At 49.5% G+C, this 19,152-nt stretch carries 18 protein-coding genes; 8 read left to right on the forward strand and 10 right to left on the reverse strand.

What is annotated here, in order from left to right; all coding sequences use genetic code 11:
- A partial coding sequence (locus KBW69_RS04280; RefSeq protein ID WP_257280042.1) for a transposase occupies nucleotides 1-236 on the forward strand: 236 nt, incomplete at its 5' end.
- Between the two features lie 304 nt (nucleotides 237-540).
- Here the strand turns inward: KBW69_RS04280 and KBW69_RS04285 are convergent.
- The 3 genes from KBW69_RS04285 to phrB all read right to left on the reverse strand — a co-directional run bounded on the left by KBW69_RS04285 (nucleotide 541) and on the right by phrB (nucleotide 3,451).
- The gene (locus tag KBW69_RS04285; protein ID WP_257255356.1) at nucleotides 541-1,515 is read right to left on the reverse strand and encodes a DUF523 and DUF1722 domain-containing protein; all 975 of its coding nucleotides are present in this window, start codon (nucleotides 1,513-1,515) and stop codon (nucleotides 541-543) included.
- 223 nt (nucleotides 1,516-1,738) lie between these two features.
- Complete coding sequence (locus KBW69_RS04290) at nucleotides 1,739-1,933, reverse strand: hypothetical protein (protein WP_257255355.1); 195 nt, start codon at nucleotides 1,931-1,933, stop codon at nucleotides 1,739-1,741.
- Between the two features lie 99 nt (nucleotides 1,934-2,032).
- Nucleotides 2,033-3,451, reverse strand: a complete 1,419-nt coding sequence (gene phrB, locus KBW69_RS04295; protein WP_257280043.1) for a deoxyribodipyrimidine photo-lyase — start codon at nucleotides 3,449-3,451, stop codon at nucleotides 2,033-2,035.
- A 285-nt stretch (nucleotides 3,452-3,736) separates the two neighbouring features.
- Between phrB and eat the strand changes: the two genes are divergently transcribed.
- From eat to ilvD, 7 genes are all read left to right on the forward strand, one after another.
- Nucleotides 3,737-5,173 carry an ethanolamine permease gene (eat, locus tag KBW69_RS04300; RefSeq protein WP_257252681.1) on the forward strand — a complete coding sequence of 479 codons (1,437 nt, stop codon included), beginning with the start codon at nucleotides 3,737-3,739 and terminating at the stop codon, nucleotides 5,171-5,173.
- 61 nt (nucleotides 5,174-5,234) lie between these two features.
- Nucleotides 5,235-6,608 carry a glutamine synthetase family protein gene (locus tag KBW69_RS04305; protein ID WP_257280044.1) on the forward strand — a complete coding sequence of 458 codons (1,374 nt, stop codon included), beginning with the start codon at nucleotides 5,235-5,237 and terminating at the stop codon, nucleotides 6,606-6,608.
- A gap of 23 nt (nucleotides 6,609-6,631) precedes the next feature.
- The gene (locus KBW69_RS04310; RefSeq protein ID WP_257280045.1) at nucleotides 6,632-8,020 is read left to right on the forward strand and encodes an aldehyde dehydrogenase family protein; all 1,389 of its coding nucleotides are present in this window, start codon (nucleotides 6,632-6,634) and stop codon (nucleotides 8,018-8,020) included.
- A gap of 18 nt (nucleotides 8,021-8,038) precedes the next feature.
- Nucleotides 8,039-9,208: an iron-containing alcohol dehydrogenase gene (locus tag KBW69_RS04315; protein WP_257280046.1), complete on the forward strand. Its 1,170-nt coding sequence runs from the start codon at nucleotides 8,039-8,041 to the stop codon at nucleotides 9,206-9,208.
- Nucleotides 9,208-9,915, forward strand: coding sequence for a GMP synthase (locus tag KBW69_RS04320; protein WP_257280047.1), 708 nt, complete (start codon nucleotides 9,208-9,210; stop codon nucleotides 9,913-9,915). The genes KBW69_RS04315 and KBW69_RS04320 overlap by 1 nt, the downstream gene beginning before the upstream one ends.
- 329 nt (nucleotides 9,916-10,244) lie before the next feature.
- On the forward strand, nucleotides 10,245-10,955 hold the full coding sequence (locus KBW69_RS04325) for a DUF3581 domain-containing protein (RefSeq protein WP_257280049.1): 711 nt from the start codon (nucleotides 10,245-10,247) through the stop codon (nucleotides 10,953-10,955).
- A 150-nt stretch (nucleotides 10,956-11,105) separates the two neighbouring features.
- On the forward strand, nucleotides 11,106-12,947 hold the full coding sequence (gene ilvD, locus KBW69_RS04330; protein WP_257280050.1) for a dihydroxy-acid dehydratase: 1,842 nt from the start codon (nucleotides 11,106-11,108) through the stop codon (nucleotides 12,945-12,947).
- 122 nt (nucleotides 12,948-13,069) lie between these two features.
- Here ilvD and KBW69_RS04335 read toward each other — a convergent pair whose 3' ends face one another.
- From KBW69_RS04335 to KBW69_RS04365, 7 genes are all read right to left on the reverse strand, one after another.
- Nucleotides 13,070-13,501 carry a type II toxin-antitoxin system VapC family toxin gene (locus tag KBW69_RS04335; protein WP_257280051.1) on the reverse strand — a complete coding sequence of 144 codons (432 nt, stop codon included), beginning with the start codon at nucleotides 13,499-13,501 and terminating at the stop codon, nucleotides 13,070-13,072.
- Nucleotides 13,498-13,737 carry a type II toxin-antitoxin system Phd/YefM family antitoxin gene (locus tag KBW69_RS04340; protein ID WP_257253449.1) on the reverse strand — a complete coding sequence of 80 codons (240 nt, stop codon included), beginning with the start codon at nucleotides 13,735-13,737 and terminating at the stop codon, nucleotides 13,498-13,500. Before KBW69_RS04340 ends, KBW69_RS04335 begins: the two co-directional genes overlap by 4 nt.
- 277 nt (nucleotides 13,738-14,014) lie before the next feature.
- A complete protein-coding gene (locus KBW69_RS04345; RefSeq protein WP_257253450.1) occupies nucleotides 14,015-14,632 on the reverse strand; it encodes a LysE family translocator in 618 nt (205 codons plus the stop codon).
- 42 nt (nucleotides 14,633-14,674) lie between these two features.
- Nucleotides 14,675-16,066 (reverse strand): sodium-dependent transporter, encoded by a 1,392-nt coding sequence (locus KBW69_RS04350; protein WP_257253452.1) that lies wholly within the window; start codon nucleotides 16,064-16,066, stop codon nucleotides 14,675-14,677.
- Between the two features lie 172 nt (nucleotides 16,067-16,238).
- Nucleotides 16,239-17,120, reverse strand: coding sequence for a hypothetical protein (locus KBW69_RS04355; RefSeq protein WP_257253453.1), 882 nt, complete (start codon nucleotides 17,118-17,120; stop codon nucleotides 16,239-16,241).
- A 293-nt stretch (nucleotides 17,121-17,413) separates the two neighbouring features.
- Nucleotides 17,414-18,475 (reverse strand): DNA polymerase III subunit delta, encoded by a 1,062-nt coding sequence (gene holA / locus KBW69_RS04360; protein WP_257280052.1) that lies wholly within the window; start codon nucleotides 18,473-18,475, stop codon nucleotides 17,414-17,416.
- A complete protein-coding gene (locus KBW69_RS04365; RefSeq protein WP_257280053.1) occupies nucleotides 18,472-19,035 on the reverse strand; it encodes a hypothetical protein in 564 nt (187 codons plus the stop codon). The genes holA and KBW69_RS04365 overlap by 4 nt, the downstream gene beginning before the upstream one ends.
- Between the last annotated feature and the right edge of the window lie 117 nt (nucleotides 19,036-19,152).

A 19,152-nucleotide genomic window follows, 5' to 3' on the forward strand; every position in this document is an offset into this window, starting at 1 on the left:
ACAAGGCGGAGTGGGCAGAAAGACAAGTTGTTGAGATCGACCAATTCTTTCCAAGCTCCAAGCGTTGCTCCGGTTGCGGGTTTGTTCATGAAAGTCTGCCGTTGTCTATTCGTGAATGGGAGTGCCCTGAGTGCGAAACCCATCACGACAGGGACATAAATGCAGCATTGAATATCAAAACCGCCGGGCTGGCGGGGTTAGCCTGTGGAGCGACTGGAACGGGGATGGCTGCGTAAGCAACCATCTAGGGAAGGCGTGTTGAAACAGGAAGCCTGTTAGGTGACTAACGGGAATCTCGCTCCTTCAGGGGCGAGAGGATGTCAAGATACCGTTCCCGAAACCTTAAAGGTCGATGTAAATCCTGTCAGCACGCTCATAAAATTAGTAATAAGTAATTTTTAAATTTTATAAAATAGGTTATTACAAATGAATTGGCATAAAGAGCTGAATTTACAGCAGACCGTTTTTTCAGACTGTACTATTGAGCGTTGCAAGTTCGCCAGACACTTGCGCCCGGCGTTTATTTTGGAAGGTCAGGCTTCAGATCTGATTTCTGAGCCCTAATTGATCAGGGTGAGGGAGAAGATAGGTCTGCTGCTGGATGTAGTCGTTGCCATGATTTTCAATGAAATGACGTAGCATGGTCATTGGCACTACTAACGGCAGGATACCCTGACGGTACTCTTCGACCAGTTTGAGAAACTGGTTTCGCTCTGTGGTGTCCACAGTCTTCTTTACGTAGCCCAGAATGTGCAGCATGGTATTAGTGTGGGACTTCCGGGTTGCCCTTTTTTTCAGGGTGTTCATGAACTCTTCGAAGTATTGTGCCAACAAAGGTTGCAGTTCCATCTTGCCGCCTTTGGCAACGAGCTGTCCCAGGGCACTATAATCGCTGGGATTGTGAGCCATGATCATATATTTGTGGGTTGAGTGAAAATGAACCACAGCGGCATGACTGGGATTTTTCAGTACTTCGCTGTGCCAGCGGTGGTAGGCATACACCCGGGTGAAAAAATTTTCCCTCAAAACGGGATCATGGAGTCGGCCTTCTTCCTCCACAGGCAGAAGAGGTTGTGCTTCCATCAGGGCTTTGGCGTATGCACCTGCAGAACTGACGCCAGAAGGGAAGCCGTTTTCATGGTAGACCTTGACCCTTTCCATGCCACAACTGGGGGATTTTTGCATCAGGATATAGCCACTGATATCGGTTAATTCTCTGGCTTTTCTGTAGCCATAATCAGTCAGCTGATCGGTAACGTCCACATCTGGGTGATCGGTACCCACAACCCTGACCTGCTGGATATCCCCAACCAGACGAATAGGTTCCCTGGGGGTGCCCAGTCCGATGGCCACTTCCGGGCAGACAGACTCGAATTGGAAGAAATGACTCAGGGTATTCATACAAAACGAAGAGCGCTTGTGCCCACCATCGTATCGGACTTTCTGACCCATCAGGCAGGCGCTGATGCCGAGTTTGATGTCTTTTTCGGGTTCTGGAATTGAGACGATAGCCATTAAAACTTCCTCTTTATTATCCTTTTGCTTTCTATGTAACTTATTTTAGAGCAACCCCCTGGAGCCTATCGGACAGTAGGAAAGTTCGATCTGAATTCCAGAAAGAGCGGCTATCTTTTTCGTTGTAAGCGCACAGCGAGACCCGGGTACAAATGACATCACGATAGGCTGATATAATACCCGGCACGTATAAAACCGACAATAATGAGGGGGTGGGTTGCGCTCACTTAAGGAATTCCCATATCACTATTGCTGAGAAACCACCCACAACCCCAGACACATAATCGGGCAGGGAAAAACCGAATAGACTGCGAACCAACAAACCGATTAAGAAACTGGCCACCAACATCACTGCAAGGGTAATCAGGCATCGTTTCCAGAGAGGCAATATGGACGAAGCAGTTTTGACGTCAGTCATGATGATCCTCAAATGATCATAATCTCACAGTCTAGTAGGCGGCTGTCATAACCCGCAAATTCAGAGGCGTTATAAACAGCATGAACTATCCGATTTTTTTTAAGGCTGCTTCAAGGCTTTGAAAGCAGAGAGTACCCTCTCTCTTGATGCTTTGAGGTCGACAATCGGTGCCGGGTAGTTGATCTCATTAACATGATGTTGCCAGGGAGCGTGAATCTCCTTGCTACTCAGTCTGCTCAGCTGGGGTAGCCAGTGGCGAATAAACTGACCTTCTGAATCAAATTTCTCCGACTGACTGACAGGATTAAACATTCTGAAATAGGGGGCCGCGTCGGTGCCTGTGCTGGCAGACCATTGCCAGCCACCATTGTTGGCGGACAAATCACCGTCGATCAGATGCTGCATGAAGAAGGTTTCTCCGAGGCGCCAGTCAATCATCAGGTTTTTGGTCAGGAACATGGCTGTGACCATTCTCAGGCGGTTGTGCATCCAGCCGGTATTCACCAATTGTTTCATGGCTGCATCCACCAATGGAAAGCCAGTCTCACCTTTGCACCAGGCACTGAATGCCTCGTTATCCTGATTCCAGGGCAGATGTTCGGTTTCTGTGATGAACGCCCTGCCTCTGGAAAGCCTTGGGAATCCATGCAAAATATGTTTGTAAAATTCCCGCCAGATTAATTCACTCATCCAGCATTGCAGGCCATCGCTACCTGAATCCATTTCTCCATTGTTGGCCTGAAATGCAGCATAGAAACACTGTCTGAGGGAGACTGTTCCTGACACCAGATAGGGAGAGAGGGTGCTGGTGGCATCCATACCCGGAAAATCCCGAAACTTTTTATAACCTTCACTATGAGACTCGATAAAGGATTTGAGCCGGTTTGCGGCTTCTTCTTCACCGGCAGGCCAGAGTGCTTGAAGACCTTCCAATGGCGTAAACAGATTCAGGTAATCGACGGGCTGAACATCAGCCAGTTCCAGAGGCTTTTGTTGTTCAGGGGCGGGCAGTGGCTGAATCTGGTGCAGGTCAAGGGTTCGATACAGTGCTTTTTTAAAAGGCGTGAAGACTTTGAAATAGTCACCGCTGCCATTTAACAGATGACCCGGAGGGATCAGAGTCTGGTCAGAAAAACGCAGGCATTTCAGTTGTTGCCCGGCAAAGGTTTGTTCGACAGCCCTGTCTCTGTTTTCTTCATTGAGCCCATGTTCGTTATTAAAGCTTATGCCGTCGCACTGGAGTTGTCGGGCTGTCTGTAACAGTAATTGGGCACAGTGTTCAAATCGAATCGGTTGAATGACGACCAGTGGAATGTTGAGCCTGTTTAGAGAGTGTTCCAGTTGTTTGAGATTCTGCATCCAGAACCATAGCTTGTTCGGGCTGTCGTTATGCTCCTGCCATTGATCCGGGCACAGGCAATAGACGGCCACAACTTCATTTTTAACTGCGGAGTGGTACAGAGCAGGGTTGTCTCCCACTCTCAAATCGCTTCTGAACCAGACCAGTGTTCGACTCATATAGCTATGAGCCGGAATCCCAGCCCACCTCCTGAATATGCCAATGGATACGGTGCCTGATTGAGCTGGGTTTTCATAGTTTAATTAACAACCCTCAGTTCTATTTTTAAGTTATAACCTTGTTACGGCTTATGGAAGGAAGTAGATCATCCCGGGGTGGCGTTAACATTTCTGGCTTGATAGTTGCTTAACTGCATTCGAACTTTCTCACTATGCTACCAGAGGAGTTAACAGCATAGGAGAGCTAACAGGATAGCTTTTAAAAAGGTGCTACGCATGCTAGAGATGAGTTCCTCTCCAACAACTCGTTCTGTTGAATATGAACAGGTTTCTGATGATTATCTAAAGCAGAGACAGCTCAGGAAGGGAGCAGCGGGCTGGCTGGTCCTGGCTGGACTTGGGATTTCCTACGTGATTTCCGGAGACTTTGCCGGCTGGAACTTTGGGCTGGAACAGGGCGGTTTTGGTGGCATGCTGCTAGCCACACTGGTCATGGCCGTTATGTATACCTTCATGGTGTTGTCACTGGCTGAACTCTCTTCATCATTACCCACCGCCGGTGGTGGCTACTCCTATGCCCGTCGGGCAATGGGTCCCTGGGGAGGTTATCTGACCGGCACCGCCATACTTCTTGAATACGCCATTGCGCCTGCAGCGATTGCAGTCTTTATAGGTGGGTATGTGAATGAACTTTTTGGTTGGGATGGACCTCTGGTTTACGGTGCTTTCTATGCTGCCTTTATTGGCCTGCACCTTTTGGGGGCTGGAGAAGCGCTGAAAATCATGATGTTGATTACCGGTCTGGCATGTTTAGCCATAGTCGTGTTTATTATAGGAATGATTCCTGCCTTCAACGTCGACAACCTGTTTAATATCGCCGTCAATGCAGAAGCTACTGGCGCTTCCACTTTCCTGCCCGAAGGTTATATCGGTATCTGGGCTGCGATCCCATTTGCCATGTGGCTGTTTTTGGCAGTAGAAGGTGTTCCTCTGGCGGCGGAAGAAGCCACTGATCCAAAGAGGGATATGCCCAGAGGGATCATCACAGCTATGATCGTTCTGCTGCTGTTTGGAGGGCTGGTATTGATTCTCGCCCCCGGCGCAGCGGGTGCTGAATACCTGAAGGATCACGCCGCACCGCTGGTAGGGGCTCTGCAACAGGTCTATGGTAAAATCTCTTACATAGCAACTTTTGTAAACTTTGTCGGGCTTGCCGGTCTGATCGCCTCCTTCTTTTCTATTATTTATGCCTATTCCCGGCAGGTATTCGCTTTATCCAGAGCCGGTTATTTACCTCGTTTTTTGTCAAAAACCGGCCAGCGAAAAGTGCCAACAATGGCTCTGGCCATTCCGGGAATTATTGGCTTTCTGCTGTCATTGACCGGAGAAGGTGATCTGATGATCACTATGGCCGTTTTTGGTGCCACGCTCTCCTACGCCATGATGACGCTGTCTCATATTATCCTGCGAGTTAAAGAACCAGAGCTGGAGCGTCCTTATAAAACACCGGGCGGCATTATGACATCAGGAATTGCTTTTGCCCTGGCTATTGTTGCTTTTATCTCTACCTTTCTGGTGAGCTGGGAAGCCGCTTTCTGGTCAGCGGTTTTCTACGCCATCATGGTGGCCTATTTCGGGTTATACAGCCGACACCACCTGGTGGCCAAAGCGCCTGAAGAAGAGTTCGAAGCCATTACCAAAGCTGAGTCTGAGCTGAGCTGACTGGTCAGGTACCTCTCTGTTGCCTGACTTCTGATAAGCCTAAGAAAAATGAGTAGCGAGTATGCACAACCCCAGAGATGTCAGAACGATTGATGATGCCAAGAAAATTGTTAAAGAGAGGGGACTCTCCCACGTTAAGGTCGGTCTTTTCGATAATGACGGAATCATGCTCGGCAAATACATGAGCAAGGCCAAGTTTTTTTCAGCGCTGGAAAGCGGCTTTGCCTTCTGCGACGTTATCCTGGGCTGGGACAGTAAAGACCAGCTCTATGACAATGTAAAATACACCGGCTGGCATACCGGATACCCCGATGCTCCCGTTCGAATCTTGCCCCACTCTTGCCGGGAAATCCCTTTTGAAAATGGCATGCTACTGTTCATCGCAGAATTCAAGGATCAGTCAGAAGCTCTCTGTCCCCGCGGGACATTGAGAAGGGTGATCGAAAAAGCGTCCGACATGGGCTTTGATGCCCGTGCAGCGCTGGAATATGAGTTTTTTATGTTCCAGGAGACACCAGAATCGGTTCGGGAAAAGGGTTTTCGAAACCTCAAACCACTGACGCCTGACTGGTTTGGTTATTCCATGATCAGAAACTCAGTGCATTCCGACCTGTATCACCAGATACTGGAAATGGCTGAGGTGATGGACTTTCCCATCGAAGGTATTCATACAGAGACCGGGCCGGGCGTGGTCGAAGCAGCCATTGCCGTTGACTCTGCAGAAAATGCCGCAGATAAAGCGGCACTGTTTAAAACGTTTATGAAAGTGCTGGCACAGCGTAATGATCTGATGGCGACGTTTATGGCCAAGTGGTCACCGGATTATCCGGGGCAGAGCGGTCATATTCATTTGTCTCTGTTCAACAAAAAAGATGGGCAGTCGGCGTTCTTTGATCCCAGCCAGAAACACAATATCAGCCAGACACAAAGACACTTTATTGCCGGTTTGCAGCGATTAATGCCTGAATTCCTGCCCATGCTGGCCCCTACCGTCAATAGTTACACCCGACTCATTCCCGGTTTCTGGGCACCTACCGACGCGACCTGGGGGGTTGAAAACCGAACCACCGCATTACGTGTTATTCCGGGCTCAGAGAAGTCACAGAGAGTGGAGTACCGGTTGGGCTCTGCAGATGCTAACCCTTATCTTTCACTTTCTGCGGCGTTGGCTTCTGGCCTTCAGGGAATTATTCACCAATGGGAGCCCGAGGATCAGGTTAAAGGTAATGCCTACGATCAAGGGCACTCACCTGAATTCGCACTGCCTTCAACACTCTGGGATGCCGCACAGAAATTCAAACAATCCGAAGCGGCCCGAACTATGTTGGGTGATGCTTTCGTCGAACACTATGCCGCGTCCAGGGAGTGGGAAGAGCGGGAGTTCAGAAAACATATTACGGATTGGGAAATGGATCGTTATTTCGAAATTATCTGATTACTTCCAACGGATTCAGAACAATGAATAAAACACAGATCACTCTTTCACCGGTCGATGGTTCAGTGGTTGCTGAACGTCCACTGTCTGATGTTTCCGACATAAATCTGGCTCTGACGAAGGCTCAGAAAGCGCAGCTTGACTGGCAGAGTGTCGCACTGGCTGAGCGGCAAAAAATCTGCAGTAAAGCAGTGGATAACTTTGTCGATCAAAAAGACGACATTGCCAGTGAAATCACCTGGCAGATGGGCAGACCGGTCAAATACTCTGCCGGAGAAGTAGCAGGCTTTGAAGAGCGTGCCCGCTATATGATTGAAGCCTCAAGTGAAGCATTGAAGCCGGTCAAAATACCTGAAAAACAGGGGTTTACCCGTTATATCTGCAAAGAAGCTCTGGGGATTGTGCTGGTCATAGCTCCCTGGAATTATCCTTACCTGACTGCCATCAACAGCATTATGCCGGCACTGCTGGCTGGTAATGCTGTGTTGCTGAAGCATTCTTCACAAACCCCACTTTGTGCTGAACGCATGGTCGAAGTGTTTCTTGAAGCGGGTCTTCCTGAAGGGCTTTTTCAGTATCTGCACATGTCCCATGACAACACGGAGTATCTGATTCAGTGTGACACCATAAAACATGTAGCGTTCACTGGCTCAGTCCCTGCTGGAGCGGCAATAGAGAAAGCGGCTGCCGGACAATTCATAGGTATGGGGCTGGAGCTGGGTGGCAAAGATCCTGCCTACATCAGAGCGGACGCTGATCTGGATTCAGCGACGGACACGGTTATAGACGGTGCTTTCTTTAACTCCGGTCAATCTTGCTGCGGCATAGAAAGGCTCTATGTACATGAAGATGTTTATGATGCATTTGTTGAAAAAGCTGTTGCTCTGGTGAAGCAGTATCGTCTCGGACGACCCGATGATCCTGAAACCACTCTGGGCCCGCTGGTGAAAAGCAGTGCTGCGGACTTTGTCAGGGGGCAGGTGGAAGAAGCTATTTCACAGGGGGCGGTTGCCCATATTGACCCGGCCTTGTTCCCAGAGCATGAGCCGGGCACTCCCTATCTTGCTCCCCAGTTGCTCACACACGTGAACCACACTATGCGGGTGATGACGGAAGAAAGTTTCGGACCTGTTTTGGGGATTCAAAAAGTCTCTTCCGATGAAGAAGCGGTCCGCCTGATGAACGACAGTGAGTTTGGACTGACGGCCGCTATTTTCTCAAGGGATATTGAGCGAGCCGTTGAACTGGGCCGTCAGGTGCAAACCGGCACTTTTTTTGTCAATCGCTGTGATTATCTTGACCCGGCCCTGGCCTGGACTGGCATTAAAAACTCAGGTCGGGGCTGTACTTTGTCGGTGTTGGGTTTTGATGCCCTTACCCGACCCAAATCCTTTCACATCAAGCACGGTTGAAGCAGTAAGGAAACGTCAATGGACATTGAACAATACACAGCTAACTGGAATTTTCCGACAGCTATTCGTGCAGGGGCTGGCCGTATCAAAGATCTGCCCGCTGCCTGTATTGAATTGGGGATGAAAAAACCACTCATTATTACTGATCCGGGGTTGTCTCAGTTGCCTATGATTCAGGAGGCTCGTTTACTGGTCAGCTCTGCTCTTGACGGGTGCGGTCTGTTTTCCGGCATCAAGGGTAATCCAACCGGTGAGAATGTGTCAGCTGGTGTGGCTGCCTGTAGGGAAGGCAACCATGATGGCGTGATCGCTTTTGGCGGAGGTTCTGCCCTGGATGCGGGCAAAGCAATAGCCTTGATGGTTGGCCAAAGTCGTTCAATCTGGGATTTTGAAGATGAGGGTGATAACTACCTGAGAGTGAATGTGGAGGGGATGCTGCCTGTTGTGGCCGTGCCCACCACTGCCGGTACAGGCTCGGAAGTGGGGCGCTCTTCCGTGATCACCCATCAGGATGAACAGGTGAAAAAGATCATTTTTCACCCGGGTATGCTTCCCGGCATCGTGCTTCTCGATGCGGAACTGACCTGTGGTTTGCCTCCCAGACTCACCGCAGCTACGGGAATGGATGCTCTCTCCCATAATCTTGAAGCTTACTGTTCGCCTTTTCATCATCCTATGGCTCAGGGCATCGCACTGGAAGGCATTCGTCTGGTAAAAGACTATCTGCCCAGAGCGGTGGCGCAGGGCAGTGATCTTGAGGCCCGGCATCAAATGCTGGTGGCCTCCGGTATGGGAGCAACGGCCTTTCAAAAAGGTCTGGGTGGCATGCACGCTCTGGCGCATCCGCTCGGGGCTTTATACGACACTCATCATGGGTTGTTGAATGCCGTTCTAATGCCCTATGTTCTGAAAGCAAACAGAGCCGCCATCGGGCATAAAATGGCTGCTCTCAGTCGTTACCTTGATCTGCCGACTCCGGGCTTTGATGCTTTCTTCAATTGGGTGATAGAGCTCAGGGAACAGCTGGAAATCCCCCATACGCTGGCTGAAATCGGCATTGACGATAGCCAGCTGGATAAAGTCGGGCGGATGGCATTTGTCGATCCTTCTGCAGCCGGAAACCCAATCCCTTTCTCTGCGACTGAATATCAGCGGATATGTCAGGATGCTTTTCGTGGAGAACTGTGATGAAGATCGGTTTGCTGTTGTGTGATGACGTTGCACCGGAGCTGCGAAAGGTGCACAACAATTATCCGGATATGTTTCTGGCTTTGCTGAGAAAACAGCATCCTGATTTGGAGATGGTCACCTATCGGGTAGTGGATGGTGAGATTCCTGAAACCACCGATGAGTGTGACTGCTGGATTATTTCGGGCAGTCGTCACAGTGCTTACGACCCTTTTCCATGGATACCTTTACTAGAGGGGTTCGTCAGGAGGTTGTACGAAGATCGTTGCAAGCTGGCGGGTATCTGTTTTGGTCATCAGGTCATGGCAAAAAGTCTCGGGGGGAAGGTGGCGCTGGCTGATAAAGGCTGGGGTGTTGGTATGTCGTACAATCACATCACCCGGCAGACCAGCTGGATGGATCCTGCGGTTCAGGACTTCAAATTGTTGGTTAGCCACAGGGATCAGGTCATTCATCTGCCATCTTCTGCTGAAGTATTGGCCAGCAGTGATTTTTGCCCCAATTATATGCTGCAATATGGCGACTGTTTTGTCAGCGTTCAGGGGCACCCGGAGTTCAGTAAGTCCTACTCTGAGGACTTGATGAACTCGCGTCGGGAGTTGATTCCCGGGGACAGAGTGCTTATGGGCATGGATTCACTGAGAGATGATCCTGACAGTGATCTTGTTGCTCAATGGATCGTACAGTTTTTCAGGCAGAAGTCGTGATCTAACCCGGAAATTTAAACAACGTTTTGAGTCTCGATGACGGTCGAGCATAGCGGAATGTTGCATTTAATCTTCGGGTTAACAGTAAAAATAGTTTATTAATCAAATAGTTATATTAATATATGAAATGCTGAAACAAACAGCTACGTTTTAGTAACAGTAGTCTTATCCAGGTTTGACGTATGATATCAGTCAGTTGCCAGAGAGCGATCGGGTTCTCTGGCTATCTGGAGTGTTTGATTATCACCGCCCTGAGGACATCGAGGTCCATATGAGATGGATTGAGCGCTGGTCATGCTCCTGCAAGATCAGGCCAACAGAATAAGATTATGTTTTTAGACCAATATTGTACGGAGCTGGAAAATAACCAGTTCTCATTCAGTCGCCAGCAGTCCAGTGATTTTGCCAAGAATATCGCCAATGACTTCAACCCGCTGCATGATGTGGACACTAAGAAGTTTTGTGTGCCCGGTGATCTTCTTTTCGCCAAAATCCTGAGCTCTGAAGGGCTGTATCCCGACATGAGGGTGATTTTCAGCGGTATGGTCAGCGATGGCGTTACCCTGTCAATAGCAGATGCCAGGAATGGTGACAAGATTATTTGTGACCAGAGTGAGAAGGAATACCTCCGGGTTGAGCACAGTGGTGAGCAAACAAACGATGCCGATATGATTGCAAAGCTGGTCAAGGCATATGTGGCGTTCTCGGGTGAAAACTTTCCTCATGTGCTGGTGCCACTGATGAAAGAAAAGAATGTCATGATTAATGTGGCAAGGCCTCTGGTTATCTATGAAACCATGTCGGTTCATCTGGAAAGGATTGATCTGAAAGATCCGGTGATAGAGGCTTCCCAGTCTTCTTTGGAAGTGAATGGCAAACGTGGCAATGTCACCCTGGGTTTTATCTTTAAGGATGGTGATAAAGTCGTGGGACAGGGGAAGAAAACCATGGTTCTGGCCAACTTGCGGGAATACGATCAGTCTACCATAGACAGTATGGTCAATGAGTATAATCGCCGCCGGATAGAGCACGCAGTTTAATTCTTGTCCTGCATTATCTTTCGGGAGCCTATCAGGCTTCCGTCATTCTGTTATAATCCCGAATCCGCCAAGGAAGACAATAGATAGCCTCCTTCCCAGAGAGCTTCTCAAACATCAGGATCAAGAACCAGAGAGAAAGGATAGTGAGTCATGCCTGCATACCGTTCAAGAACCTCGACCCACGGTCGTAATATGGCTGGAGCCCGCTCGCTTTGGCGTGCCACGGGTATGAAGGATGATGACTTCAAAAAGCCTATTATTGCCGTAGCCAATTCTTTTACCCAGTTTGTTCCCGGCCATGTTCATCTAAAAGACATGGGACAGCTGGTGGCCAGAGAAATTGAAAAGCACGGTGGTGTAGCCAAAGAATTTAATACCATTGCCGTCGATGACGGTATCGCTATGGGTCACGATGGCATGCTTTACTCCCTGCCCAGTCGTGACATCATCGCTGACTCCGTTGAGTATATGGTGAATGCTCATACTGCAGATGCTCTGGTCTGTATCTCCAACTGCGACAAAATTACGCCCGGAATGCTCAATGCTGCCATGAGACTGAATATCCCTGTTATATTCGTCTCAGGCGGCCCCATGGAAGCCGGCAAAACCAAGTTGGCTCAGCACGGCCTGGATCTCGTCGATGCCATGGTGATTGCCGCTTCGGATGCTGATGATGAAACGGTTGCTGAGTATGAGCGTTCAGCTTGCCCAACCTGTGGCTCCTGCTCCGGCATGTTTACGGCCAACTCCATGAATTGCCTGACGGAGGCATTGGGTCTGTCCTTGCCGGGTAATGGTTCCATGCTCGCCACTCATGCTGATCGTGAGCAACTCTTCCTCGAAGCCGGTCGACGGATTGTCGATATCACTAAGCGATACTACGATCAGGATGATGAGTCTGTCCTGCCTCGCGCTATTGCCAGTTATAAGGCCTTCGAAAATGCCATGAGTCTGGATATCGCCATGGGCGGCTCCACCAATACCATTCTGCATTTGTTGGCTGCGGCACAGGAAGCTGGAGTCGATTTCACCATGAAGGACATTGATGCTCTGTCTCGTAAGGTGCCTCAGCTTTGCAAGGTGGCACCTAATATCCAGAAATACCATATGGAAGATGTCCATCGTGCTGGTGGAGTGTTTGGCATTCTGGGTGAACTGGATCGGGCAGGACTGTTGAATAACGATATCCCCACGGTTCACAGTGAAACTGTGGCCGCAGGTTTGGCAAAATGGGATATTAAACAGACCGGTGACGAATCGGTACGGACTTTCTTCAAGGCGGGTCCTGCGGGTATTCGTACGACACAGGCATTCAGTCAGGACACTCGCTGGCCAACGTTGGACGATGATCGCGAGTCAGGTTGTATCCGGAAACTGGAAAGTGCGTACAGCACTGAAGGGGGGCTGGCGGTTCTGACGGGTAATATTGCCTTGGACGGTTGTGTGGTAAAAACGTCTGGCGTCGATGAGAGTATTCTGGTTTTCGAAGGACCTGCTCATATCTGTGAGAGTCAGGAAGATGCGGTCAGTGATATTCTCGAAGGTCGGGTAAAATCCGGTGATGTTGTCATCGTCCGTTACGAAGGCCCTAAAGGTGGCCCGGGTATGCAGGAAATGTTGTACCCAACCAGTTACCTGAAATCCAAAGGTCTGGGTAAAGAGTGTGCGCTGCTGACTGATGGTCGTTTCTCTGGCGGTACATCCGGGCTTTCCATTGGTCATGCTTCTCCTGAAGCGGCAGCAGGTGGCAACATTGGTCTGGTGGAAAAGGGTGATATCGTTCGTATCGATATCCCAAACCGTACCATCGACGTAAAGTTGTCTGATGAAGAGCTGGCTGAGCGTCGCACCCAGATGGAAGCGAAAGGCAAAGCCGCATGGAGGCCTCTGAAAGAAAGGCCTCGTAAGGTTTCTGCCGCACTGAAAGCCTATGCGGCTATGGTGACCAGTGCCGATAAAGGTGCTGTCAGAGACGTGTCACTTCTCGACTGATTGTGACTGATGAACGACAGGTTGTATTTTGTATAGAGCCTGTCGTGTACTTTACATATCTTAAAAAATAAAAAATTCAGGACAACGAGTCTTTCTGATGGCGAGAACATTCTCTGCACTGGTTAACTTTTGAGATATAGCTTCACGCTTGCTTTTTTTGCAGCATTCGCCAGTGCATCATCCAGAGTGGCAAGTGGCAGACCTTCACGAATTGCCAATTCTAAATAGGCTGCATCATAACTACTGAGATTGTAATTTCTGGCAAGCCCCAGTGTTCGACTAAACGCCTGATTAGCCGTTAACGGATCAGCGAAAATAGGCAGATTTTCCAGCTGAGCAAGAAATCCTTCAGACAGGGCAATCTCTACATCACCTCTGTGCTCTGACCGAGACACTACATTACACACTTCCAGATGCCAGAGATTTGGAACAATTGCGTCAACCGAAACCAGTGTGGCCATAACATCCTCGGCATACTGCTGATCAGCAGCATCTTCTGTTTTCAATAGCCAGCGCATAGTTACAGAATTGTCTAACACGAAATCTGTCATCATCGGCGACCCTCTTCACGCAGAGCTTTCAAATCAACATCAGATATGGTTGGTTTCTTCATCTTTAGTAGATTATTAATGGCTGCTTTAGCCCTCAAACGACTTTTAGCTCGACTGGGGATCAGGTCAGCAATAGGTTTACCACGGTTAGTTATGGTAAAAGCTTCTCCAGCCTCAACACGGCGAAGAATTTCTGGGAGCTTGGTTTTTGCATCATAAGAGCCAATTTCTTCTGGCATTTCAGCGGCCTCTTTTTTTGGATTGTATAGACCAGTATACTAGTCTATTGTTTCTGTGCAACATAAATGAACCGTCTGAAATACTCATACCCAAAGGGAAACTCAACGATTGATAGACTGGTTTTATAAACCGGGATTTTTAGACTAATTTGCTGACAGAGCACGACTGCATTGAGGCATGAGCAGGAGCAGGAGCAGGAGCAATTGCCGCGAAGAGCAGTCTATTCTCGGTCGAGCTCATAGGGACACAAAATGGAGGCATGGATTGATCCGGGGATTAGATCATTAAAATTCTCAACGCCACCAGAATCAATAATCCACCGCACAGCCCGCTGATCAGTTTTGCTCTTTTTCTCAATGTTGGCAGGATACTGGCGTGTCCAGCAACACCAGCAATCAAACAGTACCAGAGGCCGTCACATAGAGTCGCCATAAGAGCCATTAGCAGCTGCGTTGTCAATGTGGTTTCAGCGTTAACGAACTGACTGAACAGAGCCAAAAAGAAGACGGCGATCTTGGGGTTAAGAAAGGAGATCAGGAATCCATCCAAAGCGGCCTGACGAAGAGAAAGTGATGAGGCATGTTGTCCTGATGCATCACCAATCAATGTTCCACTGGCGCTGATAGCTTTGTAACCCAGCCAGATCAGGTACGCGGCACCCAGCCAGGTCATCAGCTTAAACAGCCATGGAGTCCGGGTAATGACAACCGCTATACCGGCGGCTACCAGAAAAGCATAAATACCAATACCCGCTGCATGAGCGAGGGCGGTCACCAGGCCATGATGTCTTGAACCCTGGAGCGTACTTTTCATGACTGCAGCGAGGCTGGGACCCGGAGATATCGCCCCGAGGACGCAGACTGCCAATAGGGATAACCAGGATGATGCGCTCATGGATTCAACTTCATTGTCAAAAAGGCTGCGCAGTATAAGGGATCAGAGATTGCTCAGAAAGATTATCAGAATCAGACCCGGACAAATGGTCCTGATATACCAGGGCCAGATCTTCCAGAACAGACTCTTCCGGATTTCAGGAAAGCCCTGACTCAACGCTTTGAGCAGGCGATTTTGACGCATGATCCAGCTGCCGTAGATGGCAATTATCAGGCACAGAACGGGTTGCAGATACTGAGTAGCGATCTTAACGGTCAAGCCAAGAAGCGTTTCAATGTGATAAATGATCAAAACCGACAAGCAGGCTGAGATCACCGTAATACACCAGCTGGCACGGTGGCGTTGGAAAGAGAGCTTTTCAACCATAAAGGCTACGGTCGGCTCGGTCAGAGAAATTGATGAAGTCAGCGCGGCAATCGTTAGCAGCACGAAGAAAGCCAGGGCAACCAGCTGTCCAGACACTCCCAGTTGGTTAAATAAGGTTGGCAGTACGTTAAACACCAGCGTGTCAGCACTGTGGAGTTGTCCTTGAGCAGTGTAGATCTCTATACCCTGCTGCATGGCCGCATACATACAGGGAATGATTAGCATGCCGGCCAGAAACGCCACTGAACTGTCGACCAGTGCAACTTGAAAAGCAGTGAGTGGAAGGTTGGCTTTTTTACTCAAATAGGAGCCATAAACCATCATGCAACCCACACCCAGAGACATGGAAAAGAAAGATTGCCCGAGGGCTGAAATCAAAAGTTGTTGATTCAGCAGTTTGGAAAAGTCTGGAATCAGATAGACTTTTAAACCCTCCATACCACCGGGTCGGCTGAGCGCGAAAACAATGAGCACAGACAGAATAATGAACAGGGCGGGCATCAGTCTGTTACACCATCGCTCTATACCCTCTTTAACCCCTCCGTTGACGATCAATGTTGTCAGAGCCATGAACATCAGAGTGACCAGAACCGTCGAGTATATGTTGAAATCGGTCAGCCAGGTGGCCACCGTGTGCAGGCCACTCAATTCGAAGATCGGGGCCAGAGAGAAGCCTGTGAACCAGCCCCCGACAATGCTGTAAAAGCTGTAAATCAGAGTCAGTGTCAGCAACCCCATGATGCTGGTGATAAAGCCCAGCGCTCTGACCCAGTTTCTGTTATCCAGGTTGGTCATAGCAGTGACCGAGTTGGATTGACTGTATCGACCAATAGTGAGTTCAGCCACCAGAGTTGGGTAGGCAAGAATGAATGAAAAACAGAGATAGACCAGAACAAAGGCTGCACCGCCATTTTGTGCCGTCTGGGTTGGAAAACTCCAGATGTTGCCGACGCCCACTGCGCAACCGGCAGCGGCAATAATAAAGCCCAGTCTGCTACTGAACTGGCCCCTGGTGGCCTGAATGTTGTTGCAGGCTTGTGGCAGAGTGGATCTATTGTGGTCAGACATTCCATTCAGGGACTGTTAGTCCGCCTGCTTATTTTTTGATATGGCTTGTTCAATGCAGCTTACCCATTGTCTGATGAGCCGGATTTATCTGCACAGGGCTAACAGGGGATCCGCTGTATCAGTAAACCTCAAAACTATAGCAACGATTTTGAGGTTTGCTTTTTGTCTTTATCTACTTGTTGGGGCGAATGAACAGCAGAGGCTTGCCTTTTTCCAGTATATAGGGGTAGGCAATGGTTTTGTTGTCATCTCCAATACCTACTTCTTTGGGTGCCATGTAAAAGTACGTCCATCCTGGCAGGCGGGCACTTAGCTTCTGATAGAAGACATTCTCGCTAATGCTTTCCAGTCCTTCACCCTGGGTGATGGACAGTCGTGGGAAAGCGTCATCATCCATAGCTGAGAAAAACCAGGCTGGCTCTCCCGCGATGCTGAAATAGGAGAAAGGAGGAGCCTGGTCTACAGCTGTTGGAACCGGGATATAAAGGCTCAGAACACAGTTCATACGGGCAAAAGAGCAAGTGGCGCCGGTTTGTTCCAGGTACCACTGCTTGAAAGCCAGACCATTATGCTGATAAGGCGTTTTGATCGGCTTGTACTTGTAATTCATGTCGTTAAGGACGGTCATGGCGGAGCGGGTAAGCATCCGCTCCATCGTTTCTCTGGCTCGGATCTCATCTTCGGCCATGGTGATGGGCATCCAGGCAAATAATCTGTGGTGGTCATAATGGCTGGCGCCCGGTACAGTCCATCCCCAGTAAAAGTGTTCAAAAGCGCCATAAGGTTTGACATTTACACCCACAACACCGCTGGCGGCACCGTAGGCAGGGTGGGAGATATTACCCAGTTTGTAATCCTCTAGCTTGCCTTCCTTGCTATAAGCTCCTGCCGGCAACTGCTGGTCATGCACGTGTTCGTGCATGCCGCCTGCATAAGTCAGGTTTTTGGCCTTGGACCATTTTTCGTTATAGGCCCCTTTATGGTTTGACAGGTTGAAGGCACAGCCTGCTATCAGCATTGCAGCAGCTGCTCCCAGCAGGTTTCGAAAAATCATATCCATACACTCCTGTGCGCGGTTTCGGATCTCTCGAACCATCGGCTCAGCTTTAGGAGCCTTTATAGAAGTCGTTCGCTTGTTGCGAATGCGTCTAGTAGGCAGGGTTATTTAGTGCAATAAGAAATTATAAGCGACTAATTAAAGACAGAATGAGTTTAATGTTTGAGTCTGAAGAAAATTTTTAGCCAGACGTCTGACGGTAACAGTTTTCTGCTTGATGCCATTAAAAACATGAGGTCGCTGGTGATGGCAATCAGTGAAACTCACGGAGAGTCATCATGGAGATAGCCTCAAGCGTTTGAGGCAGATTCTGGCGTGAAGGCTGGCATGCCGGCCAGGCTGAGACTCAGGGTCAGTAATTCATCCCAGCTGTTGAGTTTTTCGAGCCCTTTGACACCTTTGTCAATATGGCCGGTGTGGATCAGCATTTGTCTAAAGGCACGTTCACTGTGACGACCCATACATTTTTCCAGCAGGTTTTTGCGTTTCTTGAGAATAAAGGGTGACATGCCATGAATTTTGGCCGCCTGATCATAAGCCACATTGGACGAGATACCCCGGGATTTTAAGCGGCTGAGATGGCTGAGCAGCCGCACGTCACGTGCCAGAGCCCAGAGTACAACCGGTGGCTCGATGCCTTCGCTTTTCAATCCACCCAGTATTCTGACCACGGACTTCGAATCACCATTCAATGCTGAGTCAGCCAGCTGGAAAACGTCGTAGCGGGCACTGTCAGAAACCGCTTCCCTGACGGTTTCCACTTCAATCTTTTTACCGTCCGCCAGTAGCTTCAGCTTTTCAATTTCCTGTGAGGCGGCCAGCAGGTTTCCTTCAATGCGTTCGCAGAGCAACGAGAGAGCGTCCTGACTGGCCTCAAACCCCTGACTTTTCAGACGTCGGGCAATCCAGCCCGGCAGCTTGTCATGTTCAATAGGCCAGACAGGAATAAACAGTCCTTTCTGTTCCAGAGTCTTGAACCATTTCGCCTTTTGACTGGCATTATCAAGGCGGTCGGTAATGATCAGCAGCAGGTTGTCAGGGGAAAGATGTTTCAGGTATTCCTGAAAGGCCTTGCGGCCGGCATCACCCGGCTTGCCATTGGGCATCCTGAGCTCAAGGATCTGCTTTTCAGCAAACAGTGAGAGGCTGTTGGCCGCTTCCAGAAAATCACCCCAGGCAAAACTGTTGTCGACATGGTAAACGTGACGCTCGGTGAAACCCTGTTTTCTTGCTTCTTGCCGGATTTGATCGCAACACTCCGAGACTTGCATGGGTTCATCGCCACTGACTATGTAAACAGCGGAGAGTTGTCGCTTGAGCTGGGCACCGAGTTGATCGGGTCTGATGTTCATTGTTGTGCTTTGAGCGCCTCGCGCTCGGTCTCACGGGCTTTGCGGGCTCGCTCTTCTTCCTGGCGAAGCACTTCACCGGAAATACCGGCTACCCTGCGGACACTGGTCAACAACAGTTCCTGACGAAGCTGATCAAAGATGATGGCTTCTTCGCTCTGAGCTGCGTTGGTCAGGTTCCTGTCCTGGAACATGAAACGCTCATTGGAGAGTACAATGGGGTCAAAGAGTTTCAGACCATCATTCGTGCTGAGCTGGTAGGTTGCTTTCAGGGTCAGCAGGCGTTCGTACTGACCGGCACTGGCCTGAATCTCATCGCCAGTCGTGCGCTCCAGACTTACCAGTTGCAGGTGGTAGTGGGCATTGTCTGTGATCTCAATACCACTCAGTGTCAGGGCTTTTTTTAACTCCCTGACAAAAGGGAGGTCACTCCCTGAGACAGACAGCTGGGCAATTTCACTGGCAATATCGACCTTGCCCCGCAGCTGAAAGCCGCAGGCTGTCAGCAGACTGGTGATCAGTAGCAGGGGCAGAATGGCTCCTGTATGAAAGCGTCTTGTCATGATCTCTCCAAATCGCGCTCAGGGCTCAGTTTTTTTTAGCTCAGGGCTGTTTTAGCTCAGGGCTGTTTTAGCTCAGGGCTGTTAAAGCTCAGGGGGGCGGCATGCTAGCACGCCATC

Source organism: Endozoicomonas sp. ISHI1 (genome assembly GCF_024606225.1).
Taxonomy (GTDB): domain Bacteria; phylum Pseudomonadota; class Gammaproteobacteria; order Pseudomonadales; family Endozoicomonadaceae; genus Endozoicomonas_A.